At 70.8% G+C, this 26,989-nt stretch carries 26 protein-coding genes and 1 pseudogene; 13 read left to right on the top strand and 14 right to left on the bottom strand.

Annotated features, from left to right (window positions below; all coding sequences use genetic code 11):
* Positions 1-24 precede the first annotated feature (24 nt).
* The 4 genes and pseudogenes from OG226_RS26080 to OG226_RS26065 all read right to left on the bottom strand — a co-directional run bounded on the left by OG226_RS26080 (position 25) and on the right by OG226_RS26065 (position 4,808).
* Positions 25-1,260 carry a beta-ketoacyl-[acyl-carrier-protein] synthase family protein gene (locus tag OG226_RS26080; RefSeq protein WP_329350180.1) on the bottom strand — a complete coding sequence of 412 codons (1,236 nt, stop codon included), beginning with the start codon at positions 1,258-1,260 and terminating at the stop codon, positions 25-27.
* Positions 1,257-1,493 (bottom strand): phosphopantetheine-binding protein, encoded by a 237-nt coding sequence (locus OG226_RS26075; protein WP_033284078.1) that lies wholly within the window; start codon positions 1,491-1,493, stop codon positions 1,257-1,259. Before OG226_RS26075 ends, OG226_RS26080 begins: the two co-directional genes overlap by 4 nt.
* A gap of 872 nt (positions 1,494-2,365) precedes the next feature.
* Positions 2,366-3,424: pseudogene (locus OG226_RS26070) on the bottom strand (beta-ketoacyl-ACP synthase III); the annotation flags it as partial.
* Positions 3,425-3,659: 235 nt separating this feature from the next.
* Entirely contained in the window at positions 3,660-4,808 is a 1,149-nt protein-coding gene (locus OG226_RS26065) for a saccharopine dehydrogenase family protein (RefSeq protein WP_329350178.1), read from the bottom strand.
* Between the two features lie 70 nt (positions 4,809-4,878).
* On the opposite strand from OG226_RS26065, the gene OG226_RS26060 reads away from it, so the two are divergent.
* The 5 genes from OG226_RS26060 to OG226_RS26040 all read left to right on the top strand — a co-directional run bounded on the left by OG226_RS26060 (position 4,879) and on the right by OG226_RS26040 (position 11,066).
* Positions 4,879-5,862 (top strand): helix-turn-helix domain-containing protein, encoded by a 984-nt coding sequence (locus OG226_RS26060; protein ID WP_328681114.1) that lies wholly within the window; start codon positions 4,879-4,881, stop codon positions 5,860-5,862.
* Positions 5,863-5,888: 26 nt separating this feature from the next.
* Positions 5,889-6,239, top strand: coding sequence for an antibiotic biosynthesis monooxygenase family protein (locus OG226_RS26055; protein WP_328681116.1), 351 nt, complete (start codon positions 5,889-5,891; stop codon positions 6,237-6,239).
* Positions 6,240-6,451: 212 nt separating this feature from the next.
* Positions 6,452-7,603: an acyltransferase family protein gene (locus tag OG226_RS26050; protein ID WP_328681119.1), complete on the top strand. Its 1,152-nt coding sequence runs from the start codon at positions 6,452-6,454 to the stop codon at positions 7,601-7,603.
* A 204-nt stretch (positions 7,604-7,807) separates the two neighbouring features.
* Entirely contained in the window at positions 7,808-8,713 is a 906-nt protein-coding gene (locus OG226_RS26045; protein WP_328681121.1) for a calcium-binding protein, read from the top strand.
* A gap of 397 nt (positions 8,714-9,110) precedes the next feature.
* Positions 9,111-11,066 carry a YncE family protein gene (locus OG226_RS26040; protein ID WP_328681122.1) on the top strand — a complete coding sequence of 652 codons (1,956 nt, stop codon included), beginning with the start codon at positions 9,111-9,113 and terminating at the stop codon, positions 11,064-11,066.
* Between the two features lie 97 nt (positions 11,067-11,163).
* Here the strand turns inward: OG226_RS26040 and OG226_RS26035 are convergent, their stop codons facing one another.
* The gene (locus tag OG226_RS26035) at positions 11,164-11,811 is read right to left on the bottom strand and encodes a TetR family transcriptional regulator (RefSeq protein WP_328681124.1); all 648 of its coding nucleotides are present in this window, start codon (positions 11,809-11,811) and stop codon (positions 11,164-11,166) included.
* A 120-nt stretch (positions 11,812-11,931) separates the two neighbouring features.
* Between OG226_RS26035 and OG226_RS26030 the strand changes: the two genes are divergently transcribed.
* Positions 11,932-13,494: an FAD-dependent monooxygenase gene (locus OG226_RS26030; protein ID WP_329350176.1), complete on the top strand. Its 1,563-nt coding sequence runs from the start codon at positions 11,932-11,934 to the stop codon at positions 13,492-13,494.
* A 10-nt stretch (positions 13,495-13,504) separates the two neighbouring features.
* Positions 13,505-13,876, top strand: coding sequence for a DUF6479 family protein (locus tag OG226_RS26025; protein WP_328681129.1), 372 nt, complete (start codon positions 13,505-13,507; stop codon positions 13,874-13,876).
* 59 nt (positions 13,877-13,935) lie between these two features.
* Here the strand turns inward: OG226_RS26025 and OG226_RS26020 are convergent, their stop codons facing one another.
* The 4 genes from OG226_RS26020 to OG226_RS26005 form a co-directional block, all read right to left on the bottom strand.
* Positions 13,936-15,048, bottom strand: coding sequence for a sensor histidine kinase (locus tag OG226_RS26020; protein ID WP_328681131.1), 1,113 nt, complete (start codon positions 15,046-15,048; stop codon positions 13,936-13,938).
* 6 nt (positions 15,049-15,054) lie between these two features.
* Complete coding sequence (locus OG226_RS26015; RefSeq protein ID WP_329350174.1) at positions 15,055-15,792, bottom strand: response regulator transcription factor; 738 nt, start codon at positions 15,790-15,792, stop codon at positions 15,055-15,057.
* Between the two features lie 101 nt (positions 15,793-15,893).
* Complete coding sequence (locus tag OG226_RS26010; RefSeq protein ID WP_328681135.1) at positions 15,894-16,409, bottom strand: DUF7144 family membrane protein; 516 nt, start codon at positions 16,407-16,409, stop codon at positions 15,894-15,896.
* Positions 16,410-16,481: 72 nt separating this feature from the next.
* Complete coding sequence (locus OG226_RS26005) at positions 16,482-17,768, bottom strand: hypothetical protein (RefSeq protein ID WP_329350173.1); 1,287 nt, start codon at positions 17,766-17,768, stop codon at positions 16,482-16,484.
* A 159-nt stretch (positions 17,769-17,927) separates the two neighbouring features.
* On the opposite strand from OG226_RS26005, the gene OG226_RS26000 reads away from it, so the two are divergent.
* Positions 17,928-18,419 carry a hypothetical protein gene (locus tag OG226_RS26000; protein ID WP_329350171.1) on the top strand — a complete coding sequence of 164 codons (492 nt, stop codon included), beginning with the start codon at positions 17,928-17,930 and terminating at the stop codon, positions 18,417-18,419.
* Here OG226_RS26000 and OG226_RS25995 read toward each other — a convergent pair.
* From OG226_RS25995 to OG226_RS25985, 3 genes are read right to left on the bottom strand one after another with little or no spacing between them, the layout of a single operon-like run.
* Entirely contained in the window at positions 18,416-19,777 is a 1,362-nt protein-coding gene (locus OG226_RS25995; RefSeq protein ID WP_329353516.1) for a dipeptidase, read from the bottom strand. The two genes, OG226_RS26000 and OG226_RS25995, sit on opposite strands and share 4 nt — an antisense overlap.
* A 5-nt stretch (positions 19,778-19,782) precedes the next feature.
* A complete protein-coding gene (locus OG226_RS25990; RefSeq protein WP_328681141.1) occupies positions 19,783-20,220 on the bottom strand; it encodes a hypothetical protein in 438 nt (145 codons plus the stop codon).
* On the bottom strand, positions 20,217-21,701 hold the full coding sequence (locus tag OG226_RS25985; protein ID WP_328681142.1) for an APC family permease: 1,485 nt from the start codon (positions 21,699-21,701) through the stop codon (positions 20,217-20,219). The genes OG226_RS25990 and OG226_RS25985 overlap by 4 nt, the downstream gene beginning before the upstream one ends.
* Positions 21,702-21,929: 228 nt before the next feature.
* On the opposite strand from OG226_RS25985, the gene OG226_RS25980 reads away from it, so the two are divergent.
* Positions 21,930-23,171, top strand: coding sequence for a threonine/serine exporter family protein (locus OG226_RS25980; RefSeq protein WP_329350170.1), 1,242 nt, complete (start codon positions 21,930-21,932; stop codon positions 23,169-23,171).
* A 59-nt stretch (positions 23,172-23,230) separates the two neighbouring features.
* On the opposite strand, the gene OG226_RS25975 is transcribed toward OG226_RS25980, so the two are convergent.
* Both OG226_RS25975 and OG226_RS25970 read right to left on the bottom strand, forming a co-directional pair.
* A complete protein-coding gene (locus OG226_RS25975) occupies positions 23,231-23,932 on the bottom strand; it encodes a DUF6445 family protein (RefSeq protein WP_328681146.1) in 702 nt (233 codons plus the stop codon).
* A gap of 59 nt (positions 23,933-23,991) precedes the next feature.
* The gene (locus OG226_RS25970; protein ID WP_329353515.1) at positions 23,992-24,387 is read right to left on the bottom strand and encodes an ATP-binding protein; all 396 of its coding nucleotides are present in this window, start codon (positions 24,385-24,387) and stop codon (positions 23,992-23,994) included.
* A 204-nt stretch (positions 24,388-24,591) separates the two neighbouring features.
* Between OG226_RS25970 and OG226_RS25965 the strand changes: the two genes are divergently transcribed.
* From OG226_RS25965 to OG226_RS25950, 4 genes are all read left to right on the top strand, one after another.
* Positions 24,592-25,440, top strand: coding sequence for a helix-turn-helix domain-containing protein (locus tag OG226_RS25965; protein ID WP_329350168.1), 849 nt, complete (start codon positions 24,592-24,594; stop codon positions 25,438-25,440).
* A gap of 2 nt (positions 25,441-25,442) precedes the next feature.
* Complete coding sequence (locus tag OG226_RS25960) at positions 25,443-25,637, top strand: DUF397 domain-containing protein (RefSeq protein ID WP_328681150.1); 195 nt, start codon at positions 25,443-25,445, stop codon at positions 25,635-25,637.
* 2 nt (positions 25,638-25,639) lie between these two features.
* The gene (locus OG226_RS25955) at positions 25,640-25,828 is read left to right on the top strand and encodes a DUF397 domain-containing protein (protein WP_328681152.1); all 189 of its coding nucleotides are present in this window, start codon (positions 25,640-25,642) and stop codon (positions 25,826-25,828) included.
* A gap of 77 nt (positions 25,829-25,905) precedes the next feature.
* Positions 25,906-26,913: an intradiol ring-cleavage dioxygenase gene (locus OG226_RS25950; RefSeq protein ID WP_329350165.1), complete on the top strand. Its 1,008-nt coding sequence runs from the start codon at positions 25,906-25,908 to the stop codon at positions 26,911-26,913.
* Positions 26,914-26,989: the final 76 nt, after the last annotated feature.

Raw genomic sequence — 26,989 nt, 5'->3', positions numbered from 1 at the left:
GGTCCGGCTTCTCTTCGGTCCGGCTCAGTCCTCGGCGGTGAGGAGCAGCACCACGTTGTGCCCGCCGAACCCGAAGGAGTGGCTGACGGCGGCCCGGACGCGCTGTTCGCGGGGCGTGCCCGTGACGCAGTCGAGGTCGAAGGGGAGGTTGTCCGGGGTGAGGTTGGCGATCGGCGGGACGGTGGACCGGTGCACGGTCAGGGCGGTGAGCGCCGCCTCGATCGCACCGGCCGCGCCGAGACTGTGACCCAGAACTCCCTTGGCGGCGGTGACACTTGGCCGATGCGGCAGCACCCGCGCGATCAACTCCGCCTCGGTCAGGTCGTTGAGCGGGGTCGAGGTCCCGTGCGCGTTGACGTGATCGACGTCCGCAGGCCCGAGCCCCGCCTCCGCGAGCGCCGACCGCAGCGCGGCCTCGGCGTGAACTCCCCCCGGGGCAGGGGCGGTCGGGTGATGTGCGTCGGAGGTCTGACCGGCGCCCGCGAGACGGGCGTACCGTCGCTGGCCACGGGCGCGGGCGTCCGCCTCCCGTTCCAGGACGAGGATCGCGGCGCCCTCGGAGATCACGAACCCGTCCCGGTCCGCCGCGAACGGCCGTGAGGCCAGGCCGGGTTCGTCGACCCGGGACGACAGCGCGCCCATCCGCTGGAAGCCGGACGTGATCACCGGGGTGACGGCCGCCTCCGTGCCGCCCGCCACCGCGATGTCGCACAGCCCGGTGAGCAGCAGCCCCCGCGCGACAGCCAGCGCGCTGGCCCCGGAAGCGCACGCGGTCTCGGTCGCCAGGGACGGACCATGGGCACCGAGGTCCAACGACACTTCCCCGGCAGCCATGTTGGGGATCAGCATGGGCACGAGCGCGGGCGACACCAGCTCGGGACCGCCCTGGTGATGGCGGACCGTCTGGTCCTCCAGATGCGCGGCCCCGGCCAGCCCGGAACCGATCACCACGGCGACCCGCGCCCCGTCCCACCCGGCCGGGTCGAGCCCGGCGTCGGCGACGGCCTCGCGCGCCGCGAGCACGGCGAGCTGACTGAACCGGCCCATGCGCCAGGCCTTGCCGCCGCCGATCCGGGCCTGCTCCGGGGTCATCAGCGGGATGCGGCAGGACAAGTCCACCGCGCAGCCCTTGAGTTCGGGGTCCGTGGCACCGGCGGACCGCCCGCCGAGGACCCCCTTCCAGGTCTCCTCGCGGCCGACCCCGGCCGGGGTGATGAGCCCCAGGCCGGTGACGGACACGGGCGCGGACGCAGCCTTCATCGCTCCCGCTTGGCGTTCAGCGCGGCGACGAGCTCACCCACGGTGCTGTGCTTGGCGGCCTCTTCCTCCGCGACCGGAACCCCGAGCTGCTCCTGGAGCGCCAGAGCGAGTTCGGCCAGCGCGAGCGAGTCGAGATCGAGGCTCTCCAGGGTGGCCTCCGGCCGGATGCTCTCGGCACTGACCTCGAACTTCTCGGTGAGTACGGCGGTCACGGCGGTCTGGGCGGGGGACATGGGGGTCCTTTCGACGGGGCGAGCGGGGGTACTTCGGGGTGAGGAGAGCTGGGGAGTGAGGGGAGCTACGAGAGGGCGGGGCTCAGGGGCGAGTGGAGTTCCGGAACCGAGGCATCCGACCTGTTTTTTGCAGGGCAGACGCCGATGGACGGGCACGTTCGGGGACGGGCGGGGTTGGGCTCAGGCAGGTGCGGGCTCAAGCGGGTTGGGTCTCAGCGAGGGCGGGTCTCAGGTGAGGTCGGTCTCAGGCACAGCTGATCTCAGGCGGGGTGGGTCTCACGCGAGGTGGGTCTCAAGCAGGGCGGGTCTCAAGCGATCTGGGTCCGCAGGGCCGGGTCGGCGGCAGCGGGTACGGCCGGGTCGGCGGCGGGTACGGCCGGGTCGGCGGCGGGTACGGCCGGGTCTGCGGCGGGTACGACCGGGTCTGCGGCGGGTACGGCCAGGTCGGCAACGGGTACGGCCAGGTCGGCGACGGGTGCGGCCGGATTGGCAGCGGATGCGGCCGGATTGGCAGCGGGTACGGCCGGGTCGGCAGCGGCTACGGCCGGGTCAGCGGCGGCTACGGCCGGATTGGCAGCGGCTACGGCCAGGTCGGCAACGGGTACGGCCGGATCGGCAGCGGCTACGGCCAGGTCAGCGGCGGCTACGGCCGGATCGGCAGCGGCTACGGCCAGGTCGGCAACGGGTACGGCCGGATCGGCAGCGGCTACGGCCAGGTCGGCAACGGGTACGGCCGGATCGGCAGCGGCTACGGCCAGGTCGGCAACGGGTACGGCCGGATCGGCAGCGGCTACGGCCGGATCGGCAACGGGTACGGCCGGATTGGCAGCGGCTACGGCCAGGTCGGCGACGGGTACGGCCCCGGCATTCGCGTCGGTCGTGTCGATGTGCGGCACGGTCGGTAGCTCCGGCCACATCAGGGACGCCGAGCCCCAGGTGAGTCCGGCGCCGAACGCGGTCAGCAACACCCTTTCGCCCGCGCGGAGTTCACCCCGCGCGGCGGCGTCGGCCAGGGCCAACGGGATGGACGCGGCGCCGGTGTTGCCGACGCGCGCGATGTTGGTGACGTGCCGTTCGCCGGGTACCGGGATGCGGTCGCCGACGGCGGACAGGATGCGGGCGTTCGCCTGATGGGCGCAGAACCGGTCCACATCCTCGACCGCCCAGCCCGCGCGCTTGAGCACGGCATGGGCGGACTGGGTCATACGGGTCACCGCATGCTGGAACACCTCCCGCCCCCGCATACGGAAGTAACGGTCGCCCGGGCCGAATTCACCGGGCCGGGCACGCTCCCGCGCGCCACCGCCGGGCACCTGGATCAGCTCCTCGCCCGAACCGTCGCCGCCGAGGTCCAGCGCCAGCACGGCACCCGGCTCGTCGCGCTCACCGCGCCGTAGGACCACCGCCCCCGCGCCGTCGCCGAACACGATTCCGGCGGAACGATCCTGCGGGTCCAGCAGCGTCGAGTACACCTCGGCCGCGACCAGCAGGACCCGGTCGGCACACCCCGAGGTCAGGGCGCCGACGGCGGCGGCGAGGCCGTAGACGAAACCGCTGCACGCGGCGGAGACGTCCCACGCGGCGATCTCGCCGAGGCCGAGGCGGGTGACCAGTCGGGGTGCCATGGCGGGCATCGGCCGGTCGGGGGTGGAGGTGGCGACGATCACGGCGTCGACCAGGGGTCCGCCGGCGACCGCGAGCGCGCGGCCGGCCGCCTCCAGCGCGAGGTCGCCGGTGGTCACGCCCGGTGCCGCGCGGCGGCGTTCGCCGATGCCGGTGCGTCGGCGGACCCAGGCGTCGTCGACGTCCCACGCGGCGGGCAGGGCGTGGTTCGGCACCGCGTCCGGGGGGACGAAACCGGCGATGCCCTCAAGGACGGCCGTCTGCGGCGTTCTCAAGAGCGGGGCTGCGCTGGGCAGTCGGAAGGTCACACACGCCTCGATGGGGAAGTGATCTTGGACGAGCGCCATGACTGTAGATCGGATCAAGATCGGGGCGGGGCCGTGACGCGATTCGAACACGTGACCAGTTTCGGCCCGATTTCCGCAAAAGCGCAGCTCAGCGAGCGAAGTGAGGAAACGTTACGTCTGTTATGTGGCTCGCAGATCACCCGAAAGAGGGCGGTTGGAGGCGGCCGTTCGACGCACAACCGCCCCCGGGGTCCTGTCAGTTCGTGAAGTCGAGCGTCAAGTGCCCCGGCGCCAGCGCGCTGAGGAAGCCGCGCGCGTCCGCGAGGGCACCGGCGGTGACCACCCCGGACGGCCGGTGCGGGTCGGCGAGCACGCGGCGGGTCGCCTCCACGACGAGGGGTGCGGTGACCGCGTAGATGTCCTGGCCGGAGGCGACGGCACGGCGGGTCTCCCCGTCGCGCGTCGCCACGACCTCGACGAGGAAGGTCTGCGCGGAACGGCCGGAGTCGTCCACGGCGACGGGCCCGGACGTGTCGGCGGAGCGCAGGTCCTCCACGGCGGACACCGTCATGCAGGTGTCAATGTCCGGTACGGAGAGGTGAGTTGGGATGGTCGCACTGTCGGCCATCGTGAACTCGCCGACCACGGGCCGGGTTCCGATGGGGTCCGGGAACGTCCACTCGGCGCGGGGTGCGTCACCGGCCCGGGTCTGGAGACGACCGTCCGCGTAGAGGATGCGGCCGCCGGAGCGACGGCCCGACGACACCTGGCCCGTGACGCGCGTGCCGTCGGTGGGGCGCCAGTCGCTGAGGGCATAGGCGATGCTGATCCTGTCCGCGTGTCCGTGTCCGTGTCCGTGCCCGTGCCCGTGCCCATGCCCATGCCCGTCTACGTCTACGTCTACGTCTACGTCTACGGTCTTCCAGTCGCCGATCGCCGCCGTCGCGAGGAGGTCGCCGAGACCGCCGTAGAACGCCACCGCCGGGACGACCAGGCCACCGGCCTCGCGAGCACGGTCGCCGTAGGCGGCGATCGTGTCGAGCACCACCTCCGTCTCGGCCGTGACATCGAGATACGGCACTCCCGCGCGCAGTGCCGCGTCGATCACCGGGGCCGCCGTCGAGGCGAACGGGCCCGCGCAGTTGATCACCGCTGCCGCACCGGCGAGGGCGCGGTCGAGGGAGGCGGGGTCGTCGACCGTGGCCGGGCGGGTCTCCAGGTCCGGGTACGACTCCCCCAGCGCGGCGAGTCGTCGAGGGTCGCGCCCGGACAGGATCGGGACGAGACCACGACGCCGGAGTTCCGCGACGACGAAGCGGCCGGTGTGGCCGTAGGCGCCAATGACTGTGACGTGGAAGGGAGTTGCGGGGGTGGTGCTCGGCTGGGTGCGGTGATCCGTGGGCATGGATCAAGGGTGGCGGTCGGGCGCTCCGCGCTCCAGTGGCTGGAATGACGATGCCCGTACAGTTTCGGACATGGGTACAGACGACAAGCCGGCCGGTCACAGGGTGGCCCTGGCCGTCGCGGACGGCACCCCGCTCTTCGAACTGGCCTCCGCCTACGAGGTGTTCGGCGTGGACCGGGATATCGCCGAGCCCTGGTACGAGCTGACCGTGTGCGGTCCGGCCGCAGCCGGGGTCGGGGGCTGGCTGCGGGCGGACACCCGCCACGGCCTCGACGCGCTCGCCACCGCCGACACGGTCATCGTCCCGGCCTGCCACGACGTGGACGAGGAGCCAACACCCGCACTGGTAGAGGCAGTCAGGAATGCCCACGAGGCCGGCGCCCGGATCGTCTCGCTCTGCACGGGTGCCTTCGTGCTGGCCGCCGCCGGACTGCTGGACGGGCGCCGCGCCACCACCCACTGGGCCCACACCGACGTCCTGGCCGCCCGCCATCCCGAGGTCCAGGTCGAACCCGACGTGCTCTACGTCGACGAGGGCACCGTGCTCACCTCGGCGGGCAAGTCGGCGGCGATGGACCTGTGCCTGCACGTCGTACGCACCGACCATGGCGCTGCGGTGGCGAACACGCTCGCCCGCACACTGGTCGTACCGCCCCACCGGCTGGGCGGGCAGGCCCAGTTCATCCCGGCACCGGTGTCGCACGGCACGCACCACGGCACGGAACACGCCCTCACGGAACTGCTGTCCTGGGCGACGGCCCGCCTCGACCAACCGCTCACGGTCACCGACCTCGCCCGGCACGCGGCGATGAGCCCGCGCAACCTCACCCGCCACTTCCACGCGGTCACCGGCACCAGCCCCCTCCAGTGGCTCCTCGTCCAACGGGTCAACCGCGCCCAGGAGTTGCTCGAACGGACCGACCACGGGATCGACCAGGTCGCCGCGAGTTGTGGGTTGGGCAGCGGGGCGACGTTGCGGCGGCACTTCAACCGGGTGCTGGGGGTGCCGCCGGAGGCGTACCGGCGGACCTTCCGGGAGGGCCTACGGCCTTGAGGCTCCGCCTGTTGAAGAATGGGCTCATGAGCATCGTCAAGATCAACGTACTCACCGTCCCCGAAGAGCAGCGCGAGACCCTGGAGAAGCGCTTCGCGCACCGGGCCGGGACGGTGGACGGCTCGGACGGCTTCGAGTGGTTCGAGCTGCTCCGCCCCGTCGAGGGCACCGACACCTACCTCGTCTACACGCGCTGGCGCGCGGAGGAGGACTTCCAGAACTGGATGTCGGGGATGGGGCAGGCCGCGCACCGGGGCGGGCCCCAGGGAGCGGCTGCCGAGGGTGCCCCGCAGGGCGAGCGGCCGAGGCCCGCCGCGACGGACTCGACGCTGTGGACGTTCGAGGTCGTGCAGCAGGCGGGTCCCAAGGAGGGCTGACCAGCGGCTCCGCCCTGACCGTCCGGTCCTGGCGGGCGGTTCCTGACCGCCAGGTCCTGGCGGTCGGTTCCTGACCGCCAGGTAGGGCCGGCCGCCCAAGTGGTCACGTCGGCGGTGTCCTCGGCCTCCCGGCGAGGAGAGGGCGAGAAGAGGGTGAGAAAAAAGAGGCGTGCGGGATGTTTGAACCACCTCGGAGCGGTGAGGCGAGACGGATGCGTGCTTCTCCCACCGCCTCCGCCGCCTCCGCCGGGAGCCCCGGCTCCACCCCGGCCCACGGTCGTACCGGGCCGTCCCCCAGCCCCACCGCCCCCGCGGCGGAGCCCACCGCGTCGGAGCGCGCACCCGGAAAGCAACGCGACCCCTTCTTCGACAACGCCAAGTACCTGGCGATCGTGCTGGTCGCGATCGGCCACTCCTGGGAGCCGCTGCGGTCGAGCAGCCGTAGCGTCACCGCGTTGTACACGCTGGTGTACGCCGTGCACATGCCGGCGTTCATCGTGGTCTCCGGGTACTTCTCGCGCAGCTTCCGGGCGACCCCGTCGCAGATCAGGCGGCTGCTGGGGGGAGTTGTCGTACCGTACGTCGTGTTCGAGACGGCGTACACGCTCTACACCCGCTGGACGGACCACCAACCCGACCGCGCCATCAGCCTGTTGGACCCGCTGTATCTGACGTGGTTCCTCGCGGCGCTCCTCGTCTGGCGGCTGACCACGCCGATCTGGAAGCACGTACGCCGGCCGCTGCCGGTGGCGCTGGTCATCGCGATGCTGGCGACGCTCTCCCCCTCCATCGGCAACGACCTCGATCTGCAACGGGTGTTGCAGTTCCTGCCGTACTTCGTGCTCGGGCTGTGTCTGAAGCCGGAGCACTTCCAGCTCGTACGACGGCCGGAGGTACGGCAGTTGGCGGTGCCGGTGTTCGTCGTCGCGCTCGCGGCGGCGTACTGGTCGGTGCCGCGCTTCGACTACGCCTGGCTGTTCCACAACGCGAGCGCGGAGCAACTCGGCGCGCCCGACTGGGAAGGGCCGCTCATGACGCTGGCCCTGTTCGCCTGCTCGACGCTCCTGGTCGCCTGCTTCCTCGCCTGGGTGCCGCGCCGCCGCACCTGGTTCACCGCCCTGGGCGCGGGCACCCTCTACGGCTATCTGCTGCACGGGTTCGTCGCGCAGGGCGCCAAGTCCTGGGGCTGGTACGACCCTTCGTGGATGCGGGGCCCCCTCGGCGAGGTCACGGTGACCGTGGTCGCCGCCGTCGTCGTGACCGCGCTGTGCACCCCGCCCGTGCGGCGGGTCTTCCGCTTCGCCATGGAACCGGAGTTGCGGTGGGCGTTCCGCCGCGACGCGACCGAACTGGCGCGCCCGTAGCGATGGTTGTGGTGGATCGGCGGGCCAGTTCGTGAACTCGCGCTGAATCACGGCTGACACTTCACGGGGATACGGCACCCGAGTGTAAGGACGCACAACCAAGGAAGCGGAGGGGCGGTCAGACGCTGTGCCGGGATCCGGACCCACCGGTTTCGGGCACCTCGATTTCCGTCAACTCCCCTTACGCTCCACGGAGGTTGTGCGATGTCCTCTCGTTCCTGCCGTCGCCGTACGCCGCGTTCCGCCTCGGCGCTGACACTCGCGCTCGGCACCGCGCTGGCCGCCCCGCTGTTCCTCGCCGGGACGGCGGACGCGGCCACGGCACCGGCCACCGCCGCGCTCAACTCCGGTGGCCAGGAGGTCGTTTACACGGCCGCCGCGGGCCAGGCCAACAAGGTGGCCGTCACCGCGACCAGGGTGACCGGCACCGAGAAGATCACGTATCTCATCGACGACGTGGTCACCGTCAAGGCGGGCACGGGCTGCACGTATCCCAGCGCTTCGGACCACACCAAGGTCCTCTGCACGGTCACCACCCTGGACAGCCAAGACCCGTACCCCACCCTGCAGTTGACGCTCGGCAACGGCGACGACACCCTCGCCTACCACAACAGGACCGACCAGACCTACAACTTCGCCTCGGTCGACCTGGGCGCCGGCAACGACAAGGCCACCGACGACGGCGGCGTCGACGGCGACTACATCGCGGGCGGCACCGGCAACGACACCCTCACCCTGGGCGCGTACTCGGTGGGCTGGGGCGACGACGGCGACGACACCCTCAAGGCCGCCGCGGGCACCATCGCCCAGGGCGGCAACGGCAACGACACGATCACCACCGTGGGCGACGCGGCCGACGGCGGGGCCGGCAACGACGTCATCACCGGTGGCGCGGGCGCCCAGAGCCTGACCGGAGGCACCGGGAACGACAGGATCCACGGCGGTTCCGGGAACGACTTCATCTACGGCGGCACGGGCAACGACGTCCTCCACGGCGACGCGGGCGCCGACACGATCTACGGCAACTCCGGCAACGACACCCTGTGGGGCGGCGCGGGCACGGACGTCCTGTCGGGCGGGCCGGGGCGGAACGTCGTCCACCAGAACTGACGTATGCCGACGTCGGAGGACCGGCTCAGGACGTGGTGGAGGCGACCACGCCCCGGGCCGGTACGCGGCGTCGTACACCGTGGACACCTCGACGGTGACGTCGACGCGGGTGCCGTCGGCGGCCGTCGAGCGGTACTGCCGGGCGGGCCCCGCAGCGGCTTGCCGCACAGGCCGTCCGGCAGCGCGATCCCGGGGTCGCCGTCCCCGAACAGCGCGCGTACACGACAACCCCATAACTCCTTTCCCAGCTGTCACAGCCATGTCATACGCTGCTCTCAGCAGCCGCGCCCCGCGCGTCACCGCGTCTCTCATCCGCGGTCACGTCCGGGTGTTGCGCGGCGCTCTCAACTCCCGGTCTCCTGACCGGTTTTCCTTGTGGGGGGAACAGCACGTGCGGATGCGCAGCATCTCGACCGCGACAGCGCTCGCGGTCCTTCTCGGTTCGGCGGCGCTCAGCGTCGTAGCGACAGGTACGGCCTCGGCGGCGACCGCCAACGTGATCACGCCCGGCGGTCTCGTCGCGGACGGCGCCCTCAAGCGGGTGTTCGTCGGCGACCGTTCGGCCGGGACGGTCGCGGCCACGGACTACTCGGGCAAGGTCCTCGCCTCGGCGGGCGGCATCAGCGGGGTCTCCGACCTGGCCGTGTCCGACGACGGGGCGACCGTGTACGCGGCGGCCCAGGGCACGCACGAGATCGTGGCGCTCGACGCGGCCACGCTCGACGTCAAGGCCCGCTATCCGGTCGCCACCACCACCGGCCCGCGCTACCTCGCCTTCACCGCGGGCAGGCTCTGGTTCACCTACGGCGACCAGTGGGACGGCGACCTGGGCTCCGTGGATCCCTCGGTGGACCCGGCGAGCGGCACCGATCCCGTGACGTTGGCGCAGTTCCCGACGGAGGGCACCTCGTTCGGTCTCTGGGGGCCGGCCCTGCTGGACACCGACCCGCTGCGGCCCGGTGTCCTGGCCATCGGCCAGACCGGCGGCGACTCCACGGACTCGATGGCCGTGGTCGACGTGTCGAGCGGCACGCCCGCGCTCACCGCCTGGTACTGGGGCGACTACACGCTGAACAGCGGCATCGCCGACATCGACCTCCTCGCCGGCGCGGACCGGGTGCTGGTCAACGGCCATGTGGTGGACGCGTACGCGGACGGCGGGTTCACCCAGGCCACCAGCCCCTTCCCGGGCGCCGAGCGGGCCGACGTCGCCCGGGACGGGTTCGTCGCCCAGGCCAACGGCAACACGGTCACGACGTACCGTCCGAGCGCCACGAAGGCGATCCGCACGTACACCGTCGGCTCCTACGGCACGGCCGGCCTGGCCTGGGCCCCCGACTCGTCGCGCCTCTTCGTACTGGCCGGAACGTCCGACAGCGGCTACACCCTCAAGGCGCTGACCGACCCGGAGAAGAACCTTCCGACCCTCACGGTCAACGCCCCCTCCTCCGCGCCCCGTGCCAAGAAGCTCACCGTCACCGGCAAGCTCTCGGCGACGGTCGCGCTGCCCGCCGGTGCGAAGCTCCAGGTCACGCGCACCGACCTGGAGTCCACGAAGGGCAAGGCGTTGCCCGCCGTCACGGTGAAGGCGAACGGCACCTACTCCTTCACGGACACCCCGCCGGCCGGCGGCACCGTCACCTACAAGGTGGCCTACGCGGGCGACGCCGGGCACGCGGCGGTCAGCGCCTCCGACAAGGTCGCCGTCTCCCGCTCGGCCACGACCCTGAGCCTGAACAACAACGGCAAGCTGTACTCCTACGGCGCCGACGTGAAGTTCACCGCGCACCTCGGCAAGACGTACAAGAACCGCACGGTCGCGATCTACTCGGACCCCTTCGGCGGCGACAAGCCGAAGAAGCTGGTCAAGACCGGCAAGGTCAACTCCAGCGGCAACATCACGGTGACCGTGGACATGAGCCGCGACACCGCCGTCAGCGCGGTCTTCGCCGGTGACGCCCGCAACGCGTCCAAGACGGTGAAGGTCACGGCGTACGCCAAGGTCAAGGTCTCCACCGCGATCACCAAGCACTACAAGAAGGCGAAGATCGGCTCGACGTCGTACTACTGGTTCCACAAGAACTCGGCGCCGGTCGTCACCACCACGATGACCTACTACAAGAACCGCGAGGAGCGGCTCGACCTGCAGGTCTACTACAACGGCCAGTGGTACGACTCCGACTCGGAGTACTTCGCCCTGAACACGAACGGCAAGGTCGCGGTCAGCCTCGGCGCCCCCGGCGAGTCCGGCATCAAGGCCCGCATCCGGGCCGCGTACGTCAACGGTTCGTCCGGCGACAACGTCAACTCGACGACGTACACCGGCTGGAAGTACCTGTACTTCTCCAACTAGTACCTGTTTCCCCAGGCATTGGGGTTCACCGGGTGCAGGCCAGCCCCGCTCCGAGGACCGTGTGTCCTCCGGGCGGGGCTGCTCGCGTGTTCGCCGGCTACACCGCGTCCAGCCCCGTCATGAGCTGCCCGTACGCCCCCTCCGCGGCCAGGACCGCGTCGCCGTACGCCTCGTCGGCGGTCCGTCCCGACGTGATCGTCCGCCAGTTCTCCTGCCCCAACTCCTGCTGTACGGCGATCAGATGGGCCGCGGCCAGGCGTCTGACGATCGGTGGCGCACCGCCGGAGCCGGAGCCGCCGCCGGACGGCAGGGCGTCCGCGAGCGCGTCGATGTCCTGGCTGGTGTACCGCTGTCTCATGCCGATGTGGAGGCTGGGCGTGCGGTAGACGAGGTCCTGGAAGGACAGCACCTCGGGGTGGTCGTTGAGGCCGGTGATCGGGTTCCGGGCGGCGAGTCCGGCCAGGAAGTGGTCGCGCAGGGCCGCGGTCGGGGTCAGGCCTGCCGGGCGCTCCCGCACCACGCGGGCCGCCTCGCCGAGGTGGTCCGCGAAGCGGTGCAGGACCAGGTCCTCCTTGGTCGGGAAGTACCGGAACAGCGTGGCCTTGGAGACCTCGGCCGCCGCCGCGACCTCGACGACGGACACCTCGTCGAAACCCTGCGCGCGGAAGAGACGCAGGGCTTCCTGAGCGATGAGGTTCCGCGTGCGTTCCTTCTTGCGCTCGCGCAGACCGGCGGGTTCGTCCATGCCGTCGACGTTACCAGAATAATGAGACTCGGGATTGGATGAGACCGAGAATCTTCTGAGACCGGGTTGCATTTTCTCGTCGGCCGATGTTCCATGGACAGGGACAACGAGAGGACCCTCATGACCGACGACGTTGTACGGAACGAAGGTGTGCTGATCGCGGGCGCCGGACCGACCGGCCTCACGCTCGCCATCGAGCTGGCCCGGCGCGGTGCGGGGGTGCGGATCGTGGACGCGGCCCCGGCCCCGCACCGGGAGTCCCGGGGCAAGGGTCTGCAGCCGCGCACCCTGGAGGTTCTGGAGGATGTCGGCGTCACCGGGCGCGCCCTCGCCGCCGGGACGACACGGCTGCCGTTCCGCAAGTACTTCGACGGCGCGCACGTGAACGACACCGACCCCTTCGCGGAGGCCCGCCCCACACCCGACGCGCCGTACGAGCGAGGGGTCCTCATCGGGCAGTGGCAGGTGGAGAGACTCCTGCGCGAACGGCTCGCGGAGTTCGGGATCGCCGTCGAGGCCGGCACGGAGGTCACCGGGTTCGAGCAGGACGAGGACGGTGTCACCGCCGTCATCGCCGACGGCGAGCGCGTCAGGGCCGGCTATCTCGTCGGCTGCGACGGCGGGCGCAGCCGGGTGCGCAAGGCGATGGGGGTGCGTTTCGACGGCACGACGGACGAGACGCAGTCGATGGTCGTCGGTGACGTCGAGGCCGAGGGGATCAGCCGGGACGTCTGGCACCAGTGGTTCGCGTCGGACGGCAGCGGAGTGATGCTCTGCCCCATGCCCGGCACGAACTCCTTCCAGTTCCAGGCCGGCCCCGAACTCGACGCGGGCGGCGACCCGTTGCCGCCGTCACTGGAGAGCTTCCAGCGGATCTTCGACCGGTACGCACAGGTGCCCGGCATCACGCTGACCGACCCGACCTGGCTCTCCCTCTGGCGGGTCAACGTCCGCATGGTCGACCGGATGCGCGTCGGCCGGGTCCTCCTGGCCGGGGACGCCGCCCACATCCACCCGATCGCCGGCGGCCTCGGCATGAACACCGGCATCCAGGACGCCTACAACCTGGGCTGGAAACTCGCCCTGGCGACCGCCGGGCAGGCGGGCCCCGGACTCCTGGACACCTACGAGGAGGAGCGCCTCCCGGTGGCCGCCTGGACCCTGGGCATCAGCACCGACCTGTACGCCCGGGTCCGCGAGGCGGTCAAAGAGCCCGGCACCGGCGTGGAGGCCGCGGCCCCGCCGCCGATGGGCACCGGTTACCGCTGGAGCTCCCTCGCCGCCACCGCCACTCCCGCGGCCACCGGCGACCCCGCCGTCCTGCGCCCCGGCGACCGTGCCCCCGACGCCCCCTGCCTGGACGCGTCCGGCAACCCGGTCCGGCTCTTCGAGGTGTACGCGGACCCGCGCTTCACCCTGCTCGACTTCGGCGCCGAAGTGGCGGGCGCGGTGGGCAAGTTGGGGGCCGAGCACGACGATCTGCTCCAGGCGTTCACGGTGGACGGCGGCGGCAGCGACCTGCGGGACCACGAGGGTCACGCCCGACGCGCGTACGGCATCCGGACCTCCGCCCCCGCCCTCGTCCTGGTCCGCCCCGACAACCACATAGCGCTGCTGACCCGGGACCCGGTCGAAGTGGCGGACTATCTAACCCGAATCACCACATTCACCCCGAAAGAGTGATACTCGGAGTATGAGCATGGCAACGTACGAACTGCTGGCCGCGTCGCACAACACCCTCGACGTGGGCGCCGCCTTTCTCGGTGGCCTGCTGATCGCGGGCGCGCTGGTCTGGGCCATCCACTTCGGTATGAAGATCCGGGACCAGGAACTTCCACGGCCGCTCCCCGAGGAGCAGCCCCACCTCCCCGCGGGCGGCGCCGTCCACGAGATGCGCGAGATGCGGGAACCCGACGAGATGCCCGTCGCCTCGGAGGAGAAGGAACGGCTGATGCCGTACCAGCTCCATCACTCCGGGACGAGAACGGGAAAGGACCAGAGCAGGCTGCGCTGGCTGCCCGGGAGGAGCGGTTCCTTCGGCGGGGGCGGCATAGGCCACGTGTGACCTGACCCAGGGGTCCGCGGGTGCGGGGGTGCACCGTGCAGGTTCGCCCTGGGGTCGGCTCACACCTCCGCCGCGGGCAGCGTCACCTCGAACCGGCAGCCGCCCGACACGTTCCGTACGGCGGCCCGGCCCTGATGCGCCTCGACGATCCCGCGCACGATCGCGAGCCCCAATCCGGCCCCGGCAGGCGGGGTCCGGGCGTGGGTGCCACGCCACCCGGTGTCGAAGACGCGCGGCAGGTCGTCCTCGGGAATCCCCCCGCAGCCGTCGGTCACGGACAGCACGACCCCGTCGGCGGACCGCTCGGCGGCGATGGCCACCGTGCCGTCGGCGGGCGTCCGCCGGATCGCGTTGACCAGCAGGTTCCCCAGCACCCGGCTCATCTCCTTGCCGTCGACCTCGATGGGCACCGGTTCGATGCGGTCGCCGACCAGCCGTACGCCGTGCTCGCGCGCGAGCGGGTCCGCGCCGGCGAGGGCGTCGCCGATGAGGTCGTACAGGGACATGCGGGAGCGGGTGAGGGCGAGTGAGCCGGCGTGGATGCGGGAGAGTTCGAAGAGGTCGCCGACCATGTCGTTGAGGCGTTCCACTTCGGTGCGGATCTGGCGGAGGTAGCGGCCGGGGTCGGCGGCGACCCCGTCCTCCAGGGCCTCGGACATGGCGCGCAGACCGGCCAGCGGGGTGCGCAGGTCGTGCGAGATCCAGGCGACGAGTTCGCGCCGCGAGGACTCCAACGCCCGCTCGCGGTCGCGGGATTCGGCCAGCTTGGCGCTGGTGGCGGCCAACTCGCGGCTGACGTCGGCGAGTTCGGCGTTGCCGGGGCGGGCGGGGGCGGAGTAGTCGCCGCCGTCGCCGAAGTCGCGGGCGGCGAGCACGAGTTCACGGCTGCGGGCGACGACCCAGCGGCCGAGCAGCAGGGCGGTGAGCAGGGAGACGACGGCGGCCATCGCGACCACGGTCGTCACCACGGACAGATCGTGCCGGGACAGGAACATCGCCTGTGCCACGGCGAGCGTCCCGGCGAGCATGGCGGTCACGGCGACCGCTGCGACGACGGACACGGAAGCGGTGAGCGACCGCCGCCGCAGCAACCACAGGGCACCGGCGCCGAGCACTCCGGCGGCGGCGGCTCCGAGAAAGGCGAACAGGGCGATGAGGAGGGCGTCGCGCATGGGCGGTCAGTCCCCCTCGGTGCCGGTGGGATCGAAGCGGTACCCGATCCCCCACACCGTCTGGATGTACTGCGGCCGGCCCGGATCGTCCTCGACCTTCCCGCGCAACCGCCGTACATGGACGGTGACGGTCGACAGATCACCGAAGTCCCACCCCCACACCTCGCGCATCAGGTCCTCCCGCCCGTACACCCGCCCCGGATGCCGGAGGAAGAAGGCGAGAAGGTCGAACTCCCGGTGGGTGAGGGCGAGTTCGACGCCGTCCTTGGTGGCGCGGCGGGCGGCGGGGTCCACGCCCAGTCCCCCGGCGCTCACCGGTACGGCGGACCCGACGGGCGACCGGGACCGGCGCAGCACGGACTCCACCCGCAGGACGAGTTCCCGGGGGCTGAACGGCTTGGTGACGTAGTCGTCGGCCCCGACCTCCAGGCCCAGGATCCGGTCGTCCTCGTCCCCGCGAGCGGTCAGCATGATCACCGGTACGGGCCCGCGTCCCCGCATCCGCCGGCAGACCTCCAGCCCGTCCATCCCCGGCAGCATCAGATCGAGCACGACGAGATCGGGCCAGTGCGCATCGGCCCGGGCCAGCGCGTCCGGCCCGTCCGCGGCCCGCTCCACGACATACCCGGCCCGGTCGAGATACCCGGAGACGACTTCGGCGACGGTCGGGTCGTCGTCGACGACCAGTACCCGGGCGCCGACCGTCCCCTCGGCCTTCCCGACCTTCTCGTACGACTGCTGCATGGGGCCAGCGTCGCACCCCACCCCCCGCCGATGCCTCCCCGCACCGGTTCCGGGCGCCGGACGTCCGTGTTTCGTAAGAACCTCCGGCGCCCCGCGCCGCCCTACTGCTGCGCTCCGGCCCGCGCCGGGCTGTACGCCGCCAGTGCCCAGATCACGAACACGTCGACCGCGATCATGATGACCGACCAGACCGGCGCGTACGGGAGGAACATGAACTGGAGGATGGCGCTGAGGCTGGCGAGGACGATGCCGCAGACCCGGGCCCAGCTCATGCCCCGGAGGATGCCCCAGCCGGTGATCGCGCCCACGGCGCCGAGGCAGATCAGGATGACGCCCCAGCCGGTGAGGTTGATGCTGTAGATGTAGTCGCCGACGCGGGTGTAGACGTCGTCCTTGGCCAGCGCGGAGATGCCCTGGAGGATGGCGATGACGCCGTTCATCAGCATCAGGACGCCGGCGAAGACCGCGCCGCCCATCGCGAGGCCGCCGCCGGGCGGGGGCGGGACGTGGCCTCGGGTGCCGGGCGCCTGGCCGGAGTCGTTCCAGGCCGGGGGCCGCTCCTGGTCGCCGGCGGACGGCGAGTGCGGCTGCTGCGTCGAGTGCGGCTGCTGGGTCATGGCCGTACCCCACCTCTCTGTGGTGTGTGGTGCTTCGACCATCCGGCCGCGGCAACCCCTCCACCAGGGGAGTTACGCCGAACGGGTGACACCCGGCGCGGCCCCCGGTTCCGGCCCCGGCCCCGGTTCCGTCGCCAGGAACTCCACCACCGCCAGCCCGAACAGCACCGCCAGCCCCAGCCCGACCACCACCCACCCCGTCGGATGGGACCACAGCAGATACGCCAGCAGCGCTCCGCCCACCAGCACCCAGCTGATCCACGCCCGGTACCGGCGCACGAACGGTCCCACCGGTCCCGTACGCAGCCCCGCCCCGTCGGCGACCGCCCGCACCGCCCCGATCCCGGACGTCCACAGCCGTCGTACGAGACCGGCCCGGCGGCCCGGACCCGTCAGCCAGGCGCCCAGGGCGACCACCACGCCCAGCGCCACGACCATCCGCACGGTCGTGTGCAGGAAACGGGTCAGCGCGTCGTACACCGCGCCGGCCGCCGCCGGTGACACTCCCGCCGGGAGCGCGTCCAGGTAGACGGCGCGGAAGATCCGTAGCGCGATGCCCAGCAGAGCCGTCGCGGCGGCGACGCCCAGCGCGCCCGTCACCAGCGCGCGCCGTCGCCGTCGCGCCAGCAGGACACCCGCCGCGACCAGCAGTACCGCCACCAACGGCAGCCAGGTACCGGCGAGTTGGAGGAGACGGAAGTACGTCTTGTACTTGGTCAGGTCGTCGCTCTTGAGCAGCGTGATCGACGTGTGGATCTCGGGGATCTTTCCGGCGACCGTCATCCCCTCGTCGACCAGCCGCTGTTTCACCTGGTCCACGACCGGGCCCACGTCGAGCGTCACCGCGCCGTCGTCGAGCCGTACCGCGCCGCCCCCGCTGCCGGTCAGGGCTTTGTCCACCGTGCTGTGGACACGGCGGTTGGCGTCCTTCCAGATCGTGGCGAAGGCGTCCGAGGCGGCGACCGCCTGCGCCTTGTCGTGGACGAAGGCGCGGACCGAGTCCTCCAGGGAGCCCCCCAGCGCCCCCAACGCCTTTTCCAGCAACGGGCGTTGGTCGGGCGCCGCACCGGACAGCAGGGCGGTGAGGTCGAGGTGGTCCATCACGGCCGACGTCGCCCGGTTCGCGACGGCGTTCTGGATGTCCGGGTCGGAGGCGAGCGGCGCGACCGTCGCCACATAGCGGTCCGTGTCCCCGACCGTGTCCGCCGTCCACGCGGCCACGACGCCGAGCGGTGCGAGGACGCATCCGACGACGACCAGCAGGATCGCGACCAGCGAACGCACCCGGCGTCCCGGTCCCCGCCGCCGCTCCGCCTCCAGTTCGGCCACCCGCGCCCGCAGCCGGTCGAGTTCCGTCACCCCTGCCTCCTCCGCGCGTGTGACTGCCAGCGCACCCCCGATGCCCCGGGGCCGCGAGCAGTGCGGTGCCGTTCGGGTGACGCCGGCATGCGGCCGTACCGCATCGGCCCTTCACTGGAGGGACGGCTTGAGGGGCGACCCGACACTCATGGAGGCGACATGGCCCGGAACAGGCGCGGTGCGGTGCGGGTGGCGGCAGCTGTCACCCTGGGCCTAACCGGTCTGGCCGGGTTGACCGGTTGTTCTGACGACAGCACTCCGTCCTCCGTCGCCGGCAGGGCCGCCTCCGCCGTCGCGTCCGTCGGCGCCCAGGCCACCGGCGCGATCGCGTCGGCCACCGCCGAGGCCGGCCGCAAGCTGGACAACGTGAAGAACGGCGCCGACGCGAAGGACGCCGTCCGACTCGGCACCCCCACCACCGACTCGGCCGGCCGCAGCACCGTCGAGGTCACCGTCGGCAACACCGACGGCTCGGCCAGGTCCTTCGCCGTACAGGTCGAGTTCAAGGACGACGGCGGCAATCTCCTCGACACCGTCGTCGTCACCGTCTCCGACGTCCCGTCCCACAAGTCCGCTACGGCGACCGCCCGCAGCAACCGCAAGCTGTCGGGCGGCGTGAAGGCGGACGTCGGCACGGCGCTGCGGTACTAACTCCCCTGGTGCCGCCGGGACTTCGCGAACTCCCGGAGAAACAGCGCCTCTACGTGCGCCATGTGCTCGATCTCCGAAGGGTCGACGCTCTCGTTCGGGGCGTGGATGAGGCAGCGGGGTTCCTCGACGCCCATGAGGACGATCTCGGCGCTGGGGTAGGCCTCGGCGAGGACGTTGCAGAGCGGGATGGAGCCGCCCTGGCCGAGGAAGGCGAGGGGTTTGCCGTAGACCCGCTCCATCGCGGTGCCGAGTGCGGTGTACGCCGGGCCGTCCGTGGCCGCGCGGAACGGAGAGCCGGTGCCCTCCGTCTCGACCGTCACCCTCGCACCCCAAGGGACCGCGTCCGTCAGGTGTTTGGTGAGTGCCTCGCGGGCGGCGCCGGGGTCCGTGCCCGGCGGGACGCGCAGGCTGACGCGGGCGCGGGCGGTCGCCGGTACGGCGGCGGCGGAGCCGACGACCGGCGGGCAGTCGATGCCGAGAACGGTGACGGCGGGGCGGGACCAGAGGCGGTCGGCGACGGTTCCGGTGCCGGTCAGCCGTACGCCGTCCAGAACTCCCGCGTCCGTACGGAACTGCTGCTCGTCGTAGCCGACGCCCTCCCAAGTCCCCTCACAGTCCAGGCCGTTGACGACCGTGGCGCCCGTCTCCGGGTCGCGGAGCGAGCCGAGGAGTTGGATGAGCGCGCCGAGCGCGTCGGGTGCCGGGCCGCCGAACATGCCCGAATGGACCTCGCCCGCAAGGGTGTTGACCGTGACGACGACGTTCGCGAGCCCGCGCAGGGTCGTGGTCGCCGTGCCGACACCGACCGCCGCGTTGCCCGTGTCGCAGATCAGCAGCGCGTCCGCGAGGAACTTCTCCGGGTGCTGGGCGACGTACTGCTCAAGCCCGCCCGTGCCCTGCTCCTCCGAGCCCTCCGCGACGAACTTCAGCCCGACCGGGAGGTCTTCGCCGAGCGCGCGCAGGGCGGTGAGGTGCATGACGATGTTGCCCTTGCAGTCGGCGGTGCCGCGTCCGTACCAGCGGCCGTCGCGCTCGGTGAGCGTGAAGGGCGGGGTGGTCCACGCCTTGTCGTCGAGCGGGGGCTGGACGTCGTAGTGGCAGTAGAGGAGGACGGTCGGGGCGCCGGGCGGGGGCGGGCGGTGGCCGATCACGGCGTGGCTGCCGTCCGGGGTCTCCGCGAGGTGCACGTCCCGCAGACCCGCCTCGGTGAAGGCGTCGGCGACCCACCGGGCGGCCTTGTGACACTCCTCGGGCGGGTACTGGCGGGGGTCGGCGACGGACGGGATCGCGACGAGCTCGGTGAGGTCGGCCTGCGCGCGAGGCATCAACCCGGCGATACGGGACGCGAGTTCGGTCATCGTGATCACTGCCTCACCGTGTCGTCGGTCTTCAGGTCGTCGATCTTGTCCTGGATCTTGTGCAGCTTGTCCGGGCAGTAGATCTCCAGGATCTTGGCCTCGGCCCGCAGCGCGGCCGTGTCGCCGATGACCGGGCGCTGGCCGACGAACGCGGCCCCGTTGGAGACATTGATCTTCCAGAGGGCCGACTTCAGGGCACTGCCGGGGTCCTTGCAGACGATCCCGCCGTCGGTGCCGAGCGCGCGGGCGATCGTCTTGGTCTCGGGCCGGGGATAGCCGGCGGCCACCGCGGCGTCGGCGAGCTGATTCGCCTTGTCCGTGGCCTTGTTGGTGGTCTTCACGCTGTCGTACTGGATGACGCCGACGACGGCGAGCGCGACCAGCAGGACGATCGCGCCGACGTAGATCCACCGGTGCTCGGAGGCGAACCTGGTGGGGCTCATGCGACATCACCCGCCGTCGTCCCGTCCTCCGCCCGCGCGGTCGTACGCCACGAGGGTTTACGGAACTTGAGGAACGCCCACGGGATCAGCAGCCCGAGGATCACCAGACCGCCGCCGATGATCCCGACGTACGACCAGACGCTGCCGCCGCCGAACTGCGAGGGCGGGACGAAGCCGATCGCGAGCGCGGCGACCGAGGCCAACAGACCTACCGTGCACAGGAGATGAAGGGCCGGGACGCGATAGCCGCGAGGGTGGTCGGGCTGGGTCTTCCGGAGCCTCATCGCGGCGACGAACATCAACAGGTAGACGATCAGGTACACCTGCGTCGTGATGGTCGAGAAGATCCAGTACACGTTGGAGACGTTGGGGAGCAGCGCGTACCCGAGGGCGATGACGGTCGTGACGACGCCCTGGGTGACGAGGATGTTCTGCTGCACCCCGAACCGGTTCAACTTCTGCAGGAACGGCGGGAGATAGCCCTCGCTGCGGGAGATCTCCAGCAGGCCCTTGGACGGTCCGGCCAGCCAGGTGAGCATGCCGCCCAGCGAGGCGGAGACCAGCATCACGGCGGCGATCGGGGTCATCCAGCCGATGTGGAAGTACGAGAAGAACGCGTTGAACGCCTGCATCACACCGGCGGTGAGGCTCGTCTGGTCGGACGGCACCACCCAACTGATCGCCAGGGCGGGGAGGATGAAGATGAGCAGCACCAACCCCATCGCCAGGAACATCGACTTGGGGTACTCCTTCGCCGGGTCCTTCAGCGACGAGACGTGGACGGCGTTCATCTCCATGCCGGAGTAGGAGAGGAAGTTGTTGACGATGAGGACCAGGCTGGCGAGGCCCGTCCACTCGGGCAGCAGATGGCTGGACGTCATCGGCGCGGCCGACGGATTGCCCTGGGAGAGGAAGACCATGCCGAGCACGACAAGGATGGTGCCCGGTATGAGAGTTCCGATGATGAGTCCCCAACTGGACAGTCCCGCAAGGGCCTTGGTCCCACGGGACGACACCCACACACCCGTCCAGTACAGGACCATGATGACGATCGCGGTGTAGAGGCCGTTGGAGGCGAGGGCTGGGTCGATGACGTACGAGATGGTGCTCGCGACGAAGGCGAGCAGGCTCGGGTAGTAGAAGATCGTCATCGCGAACTGGCACCACACGGCGAGGAATCCGAGTGGTTTCGTCAGCCCCTCGCTGACCCAGCGGTAGACACCGCCGCTCCAGCCGGAGGCGAGTTCCGCCGAGACCAGCGCGGTCGGCAGCAGGAACACGACCGCCGGGGCGAGGTAGAGGAACACGCAGGCCAGGCCGTACACGGCCATCGTCGGGGCGGCCCGCAGGCTGGCCACCGAGGAGGTCGTCATCAGCGCGAGGGTGACCCAGGTCAGGGTGGGCGCGGGCCGCGCTCTCGCTGTCGCGCGCGCCGTCGGCACCGGTTTCGGCAGGTCGGCGGGGACGTCCATCGAGGCCACGGGCCCTCCCTGGGATGGCGTTCAGGTGGTGTGGCCAGACTCGGCGGGGGCCGGGGCGAACGCAGGTCGGGTGGGCCGTTCGGGTGAGGGCCGGGGGCCGAGATGCCGGGCGGGCGGGGACCGTCCAGGCTGGGGGTGGGTTCCGAGGAAATGTGACACTCGGGGCCCTGAGTGTCACATTTCTGCGCAAGAGGTGTGCTGGGTCGGCGATCGGTGAGGGAGGTGGTCGTGGAGCGACAGCGCGCGGCCCCCGCCGCACTCGACGAACTCACCACGTTCCTGGCCCGGTTGACCCGACTGCTCCTGCGATCGAGCGGTGAGGGCGCGGAGTTGATCGAGGAGTCGGTGCGGTCGGCGGCCCGGGCCCTGGGCGGCGAGGCGTCCTTGCTCCTGGTCCCGGACGCGGCGGCGCTCACCGTGACCGCCGGGGGCGGAACGCGGACCGTGACGGTGCGCGGTTTCCCCGAGGTGTTCCGCCTCGACCAGGTCACCGCGCTGAAACCCCTACTCACGGACGTGGAGAAGGGCCGCCTGAGCGTGCCGGAGGCGGACCGACGGCTCGCCAGGATCGAGAGCGCCCCCGCCCCCTACCCCTGGCCGCTCAAGCTCCTCGGCATCGTGCTGTTCTCACTGGGCTTCGCCCCGCTCATGCAGCCCACCTGGTACGAGGTCGGGTCGACGGCGGTACTGGCCACGATCGCGGCGGCGTTGGCGATCACGGCGGACCAACTCCCGCGCCTGGCGAAGGTGTTGCCGCTGGTCGTCTCAACGGTCGTCTCCGTGGTGGCCCTTGAGGTGTTCGCCCGCGAACCGTCCCACGGCGGCCCGGTGCTGCTGATGCTGCCCGCCCTCTTCTTCTTCGTCCCCGGCGACTATCTGAGCGCGGCCACCGCCGAGTTGGCCGCCGGCCTCATCACCACCGGCGCGATCCGCCTCGTCTACGCCGTGTTCCTGCTGGTGCAGCTCTATCTGGGCGTGATGCTGGGCGTGTTCGCGACAGGCACCTCCACGCACTCCCTCTGGGACATCGCGGCGGACTCCGACATGGCGCGCTGGGCACTGTTCCTGGGCTGGATCGTGTTCACGGCGGGCACGGTCCTGGCCTTCGCCGTCCCCCGCCGCCTGTACTGGCCGCTGCTCGCCCTCGTCTACGTCACGGTGGGCGTGCAGTCGCTGTTCACGAAGCTGGTGGGGGAGGTCGGGGGAACGTTCGTGGCGGCGGCGGTGCTGTCGGCGGCGGCGACACTGCTGGCCCGTTCCGAGCACCGCCCACCCCGCCTGGTCCTGCTCCTCCCCGGCTTCTTCACCCTCACCGTCGGCTCCCTCGGCATGCGCGGCCTGACGACACTGGCGGGCGGGCATGTCATCGAGGGCTTCCGGGACCTCCTGAAGCTGGTCACGATCGTCACGGCGATCGCGGTGGGGATGGTGTCCGGGGCGGCGCTGACGGAGCGGAGAAAGGTGCCGTAAGTCGCCGTAGAAACAGAGGTGTCGGGGCCAGACGGCCCAGTACTCGGACCGCCCGGTACTCAGGCCATCCAGAAGAAGACGGCGGTCATCCGCTTCTCCTCCAGCGAGCTGCCGTGGTAACCGGTCGCGCTGTGCACGAGGTTGGCGTGGTAGAGCAGCAGGCTGTTGTACTTGTGCGGCACGCGCACGTCCTCTTCAAAGGCGTCGGGCGCCACGAACCGCGTCCCCAGCGCCTCGACGAGGTTGTTGTGCGGGGCTTGGACGACGTTGCCACCGAGCCGTCCACCGGGGAGATGCTGCCGGTAGAAACTGGTCCCGCAGTCCTTCGGCACGGAGGGGTTGAGGTAGAGCACGGCGGCATACCGGCACAGGGCGCGCGAGTCGGTGTGCGGCCGGGGCTCGCTCTCGCCCTTCCCCACGACCTGGATGCAGTTGTGGTTGAGCGTCCCACCGCCGGGCGCCTTCTCCACCCACAGTTCCTTGACCCCGATCGCCTGCTTCACCAGCCGCTCGATCCGCCCCAGTTCGGCCGGCTCAAGCCCCGGCATGGTGCGCAGCCCCGGCCAGGTCTCCGACGTGTACGGATACCCCTTGACCCAGTCGTCCTTCGCGAGACACCGCTCCCGTACGGCATCCACATCCGGAAGCACGTCGTTCAGCACCCAGTAGTCACGGCCCTTGGTGGGCTTGCGGTATGGGAGGACAGGGAGGGGGGCCTGCTGACGGGCCCGCTGCTGGGGGTGTGGGGGGAGTGGTGGCATGGGGCCGAACGTATAGCGGGGGTTCGCCAATGCTGTGCCATACACCGGTCAACATTCCGTCAACGAAAGGGCGTTGGGGGCGGGGTCGAGCGGCCCAGTTCGCACCGGACGTACTTGCCCCGGTGGCCGTTCCTGGACAGGGGCTGCCAGCCCCAGAGGTCGGCGCAGGCCTTGACCAGGGCGAGGCCGCGCCCCTCCTCCAGATCGGTGATCGCGGTCAATTCGTTCGGGGGTTCCGGGGGTTCGGGGTTCGCGTCCCAGGCGCCGATGCGGAGGACACTGGGCGCCCAGGAGACCCGTAGCGCGGCGGGCCCCTCCGTGTGGCGAACGGCGTTGCCCACCAGCTCCGTTGCGAGGAGTTCGGCGGTGTCGACGAGGCCGATCAGTCCGTGCATCGTCAGGATCAGGCGAAGGGTGCGGCGGCAGACGGTGACCGAGCGGGGGTCGTGGGGGATGGTGAGGGTGTATTCCCAGGGGGCGGCCGGGGCGGCGGGCGGTGGCTTGTCGCGGCCGGCATGGCATGGCGGGGCGGTGCGCTTCCGGGGTCCCGGCGTTCCGCAGGGTGTGCGTCGCGTCACTGACGGTAGAGAATAAAGTTAGTATGGCGCAACCTGTTGTCGTAACCTGGTCACCCAATGTGGTGAGGCAGGGAGGTGCAGGTGCCACGGAAGCAGCCCACGGCTCGACAGCGTCGGCTAGGGCGGGAGTTGCGCAGGCTGCGCGAGGCGGCGGGTCTTACGGCACGTCAGGCAGCGGAGTCGCTAGGCACTATTTCGGTGACGATGAGTCAGATCGAATCGGGGGTCGCGGGTGTCAGCGAGGCGCGAGTTCGGCGGATTGCGGCTCAATACACCTGCACGGACACGCAGTTGATCGACGCGCTCGTGGAGATGGCGACGGAGCGCGTCGATGGATGGTGGGAGGAGTACCGGGACATCCTCCCTCCAGCATTCCTGGACTTGGCGGAGCTGGAGTACCACGCGACCTTCGTCCAGGAGATCGGTACCGCGCATGTCACAGGGCCCCTGCAGACCGAGGACTACGCACGTGCCGTCTTCACCTACTGGCGGCCGGAACTACCGGCGAGCGAACTGGAGGCGAGAGTCGCGCACCGTATGCACCGCAAGGCGGCCCTTGCGAGAGACGGCGAGTCGCCGTACACAGCTGTGCTGCACGAGTCCGTCCTGCGGACACGGGTCGCCGATCGGCGCGTGGCCCGGGCTCAACTCGACCAACTGCTAAGGCAGTCCGAGCGCCCTGGTGTCACCGTGCGCGTGATCCCGTTCGACGTCGACGGGTTCGGGGGTGCGAGTGCTGCGCTGCTCTACGGAGGCGGACGCGTACCGGCGCTGGACACCGTACAGAAGGACACCCCGTCCGGAGCGGCGTTCGTGGATGCGGCCGCGCAGCTTCAGGCGATGCGAACACTCTTCCGTAAAGTGGAGTCGGCATCGCTGGAGCCCGCCCGGTCGCGGGACTTCGTCCACCGTCTCACCAAGGAGCTGTAGCCGTGATCCAGTGGCAAAAGTCCACCTTCTCAAGCGGCTCGGACGGGTCCTCCTGTGTCGAACTCGCCTGCGCCAGCGCGGCGTTGCTCCTCCGAGAGAGCGACGATCCCACCCGAATACTCTCCGTCACCTGCACCGGGCTCGTCGGACTCTTGCGCCATCTCGGAGCCGACCCACGACAACGGAAGGAGCGGTAGCCGTGATCCAGTGGCAGAAGTCCACGTACTCCGGTGGCGCGGCGGGCAACGAATGTGTGGAACTAGCCGACAGTGAAGGCGAGTTGCTCCTCCGAGAGAGCGAATCACCTACCCGGATGCTCCCCCTCACCCCCATCACCCTCGCCGCCCTCCTCCACCGCATACGCGAGCAGCGCACCCGCTCCAACTGAGGAGACGTCTTCAGGATTCATGGGAAACCACAGCCCACACCCATGCTTCTTACAGGCCTCTTACCTACCGTCCGGGCATGACGGGAAACGAAACAGCACAGTCGCCGGAACAACCGCGTAGCCAATCCCCCGCCCACAAACGGGACTTGACCCGGCGCAAGGTCGTCGTCGCGGGCGGGGCCGCCGTCGTCGCGGTCGGTGTGGGTGGCGGACTCGCCGCGAGTGCCTTTGCCGATGGGGTGAGCCCGACCGCGCCCGGGAAGAGCAAGGCGAGCGGCGGCGAGACGTGTTACACGCTCACCTCGGAGACCACCGAGGGGCCGTACTACATCGACGCCGACAAGATCCGGCAGGACATCACCGAGGACGAGGAGGGCATTCCGCTGACCCTCGCCCTCAAGGTGATCGACGCCGAGACCTGCAAGCCGCTCCGGAACGCCGCCGTCGACATCTGGCACTGCAGCGCGCTCGGCATCTACTCCGGGTATGAGGCGATGAGCAGCGGTGGGGGTGGCGGCGCCCCCACCGACGCGCCCTCGGGTACGCCGACCGACACACCCTCGGGTACCCCCACCGGGGAGCCCCCGTCCGGCGCCCCCTCCGGCGGAACCGGTGGTGGCCACTCCGAACCGACCGACGACGAGCGGTACTTGCGCGGTACCTGGAAGACCGACAAGCGCGGCTACGTCACCTTCAAGACGGTGTTCCCGGGGTGGTACCAGGGCCGTTGCGTCCACATCCACGTCAAGGTGCACGTGGACGGGACATGGACGGACGCCGGTTATGAGGGCGGGCACACCTGCCACACCGGCCAGCTCTTCTTCGACGAGAAGTCCGTGCTCGCGTCGGCCGCCGTGACGCCGTACTCCACGAACACCACCACCCGCACCACCCTCACAGAGGACACGATCTACCCGCAGAACGGCCACGAAGGCGGCCTGCTCTACCTCGACTACGACAAGAAGCGCATCGCCAAGGGTGTCCGCGCCCACCTGACGATGGGCGTCGCCCCGGACGAGACCCACGACAGCACGGACACCCAGCCGAGCGCATCCGCATCCGCATCGGCATCCGCGTCCTCGTAGATCGTTAACTGTGCTCACGATCAGGAAAGTTGGCGGGCCGCGGCAACCTTCCTGATCCGCACGGCCACTGAGGAGT

Source organism: Streptomyces sp. NBC_01261 (assembly GCF_036226385.1).
In the GTDB taxonomy this organism is placed as follows: Bacteria; Actinomycetota; Actinomycetes; order Streptomycetales; family Streptomycetaceae; genus Streptomyces.
Note: the sequence above shows the minus strand (reverse complement) of the source record. Positions and strands in the feature narration are given on the sequence as shown.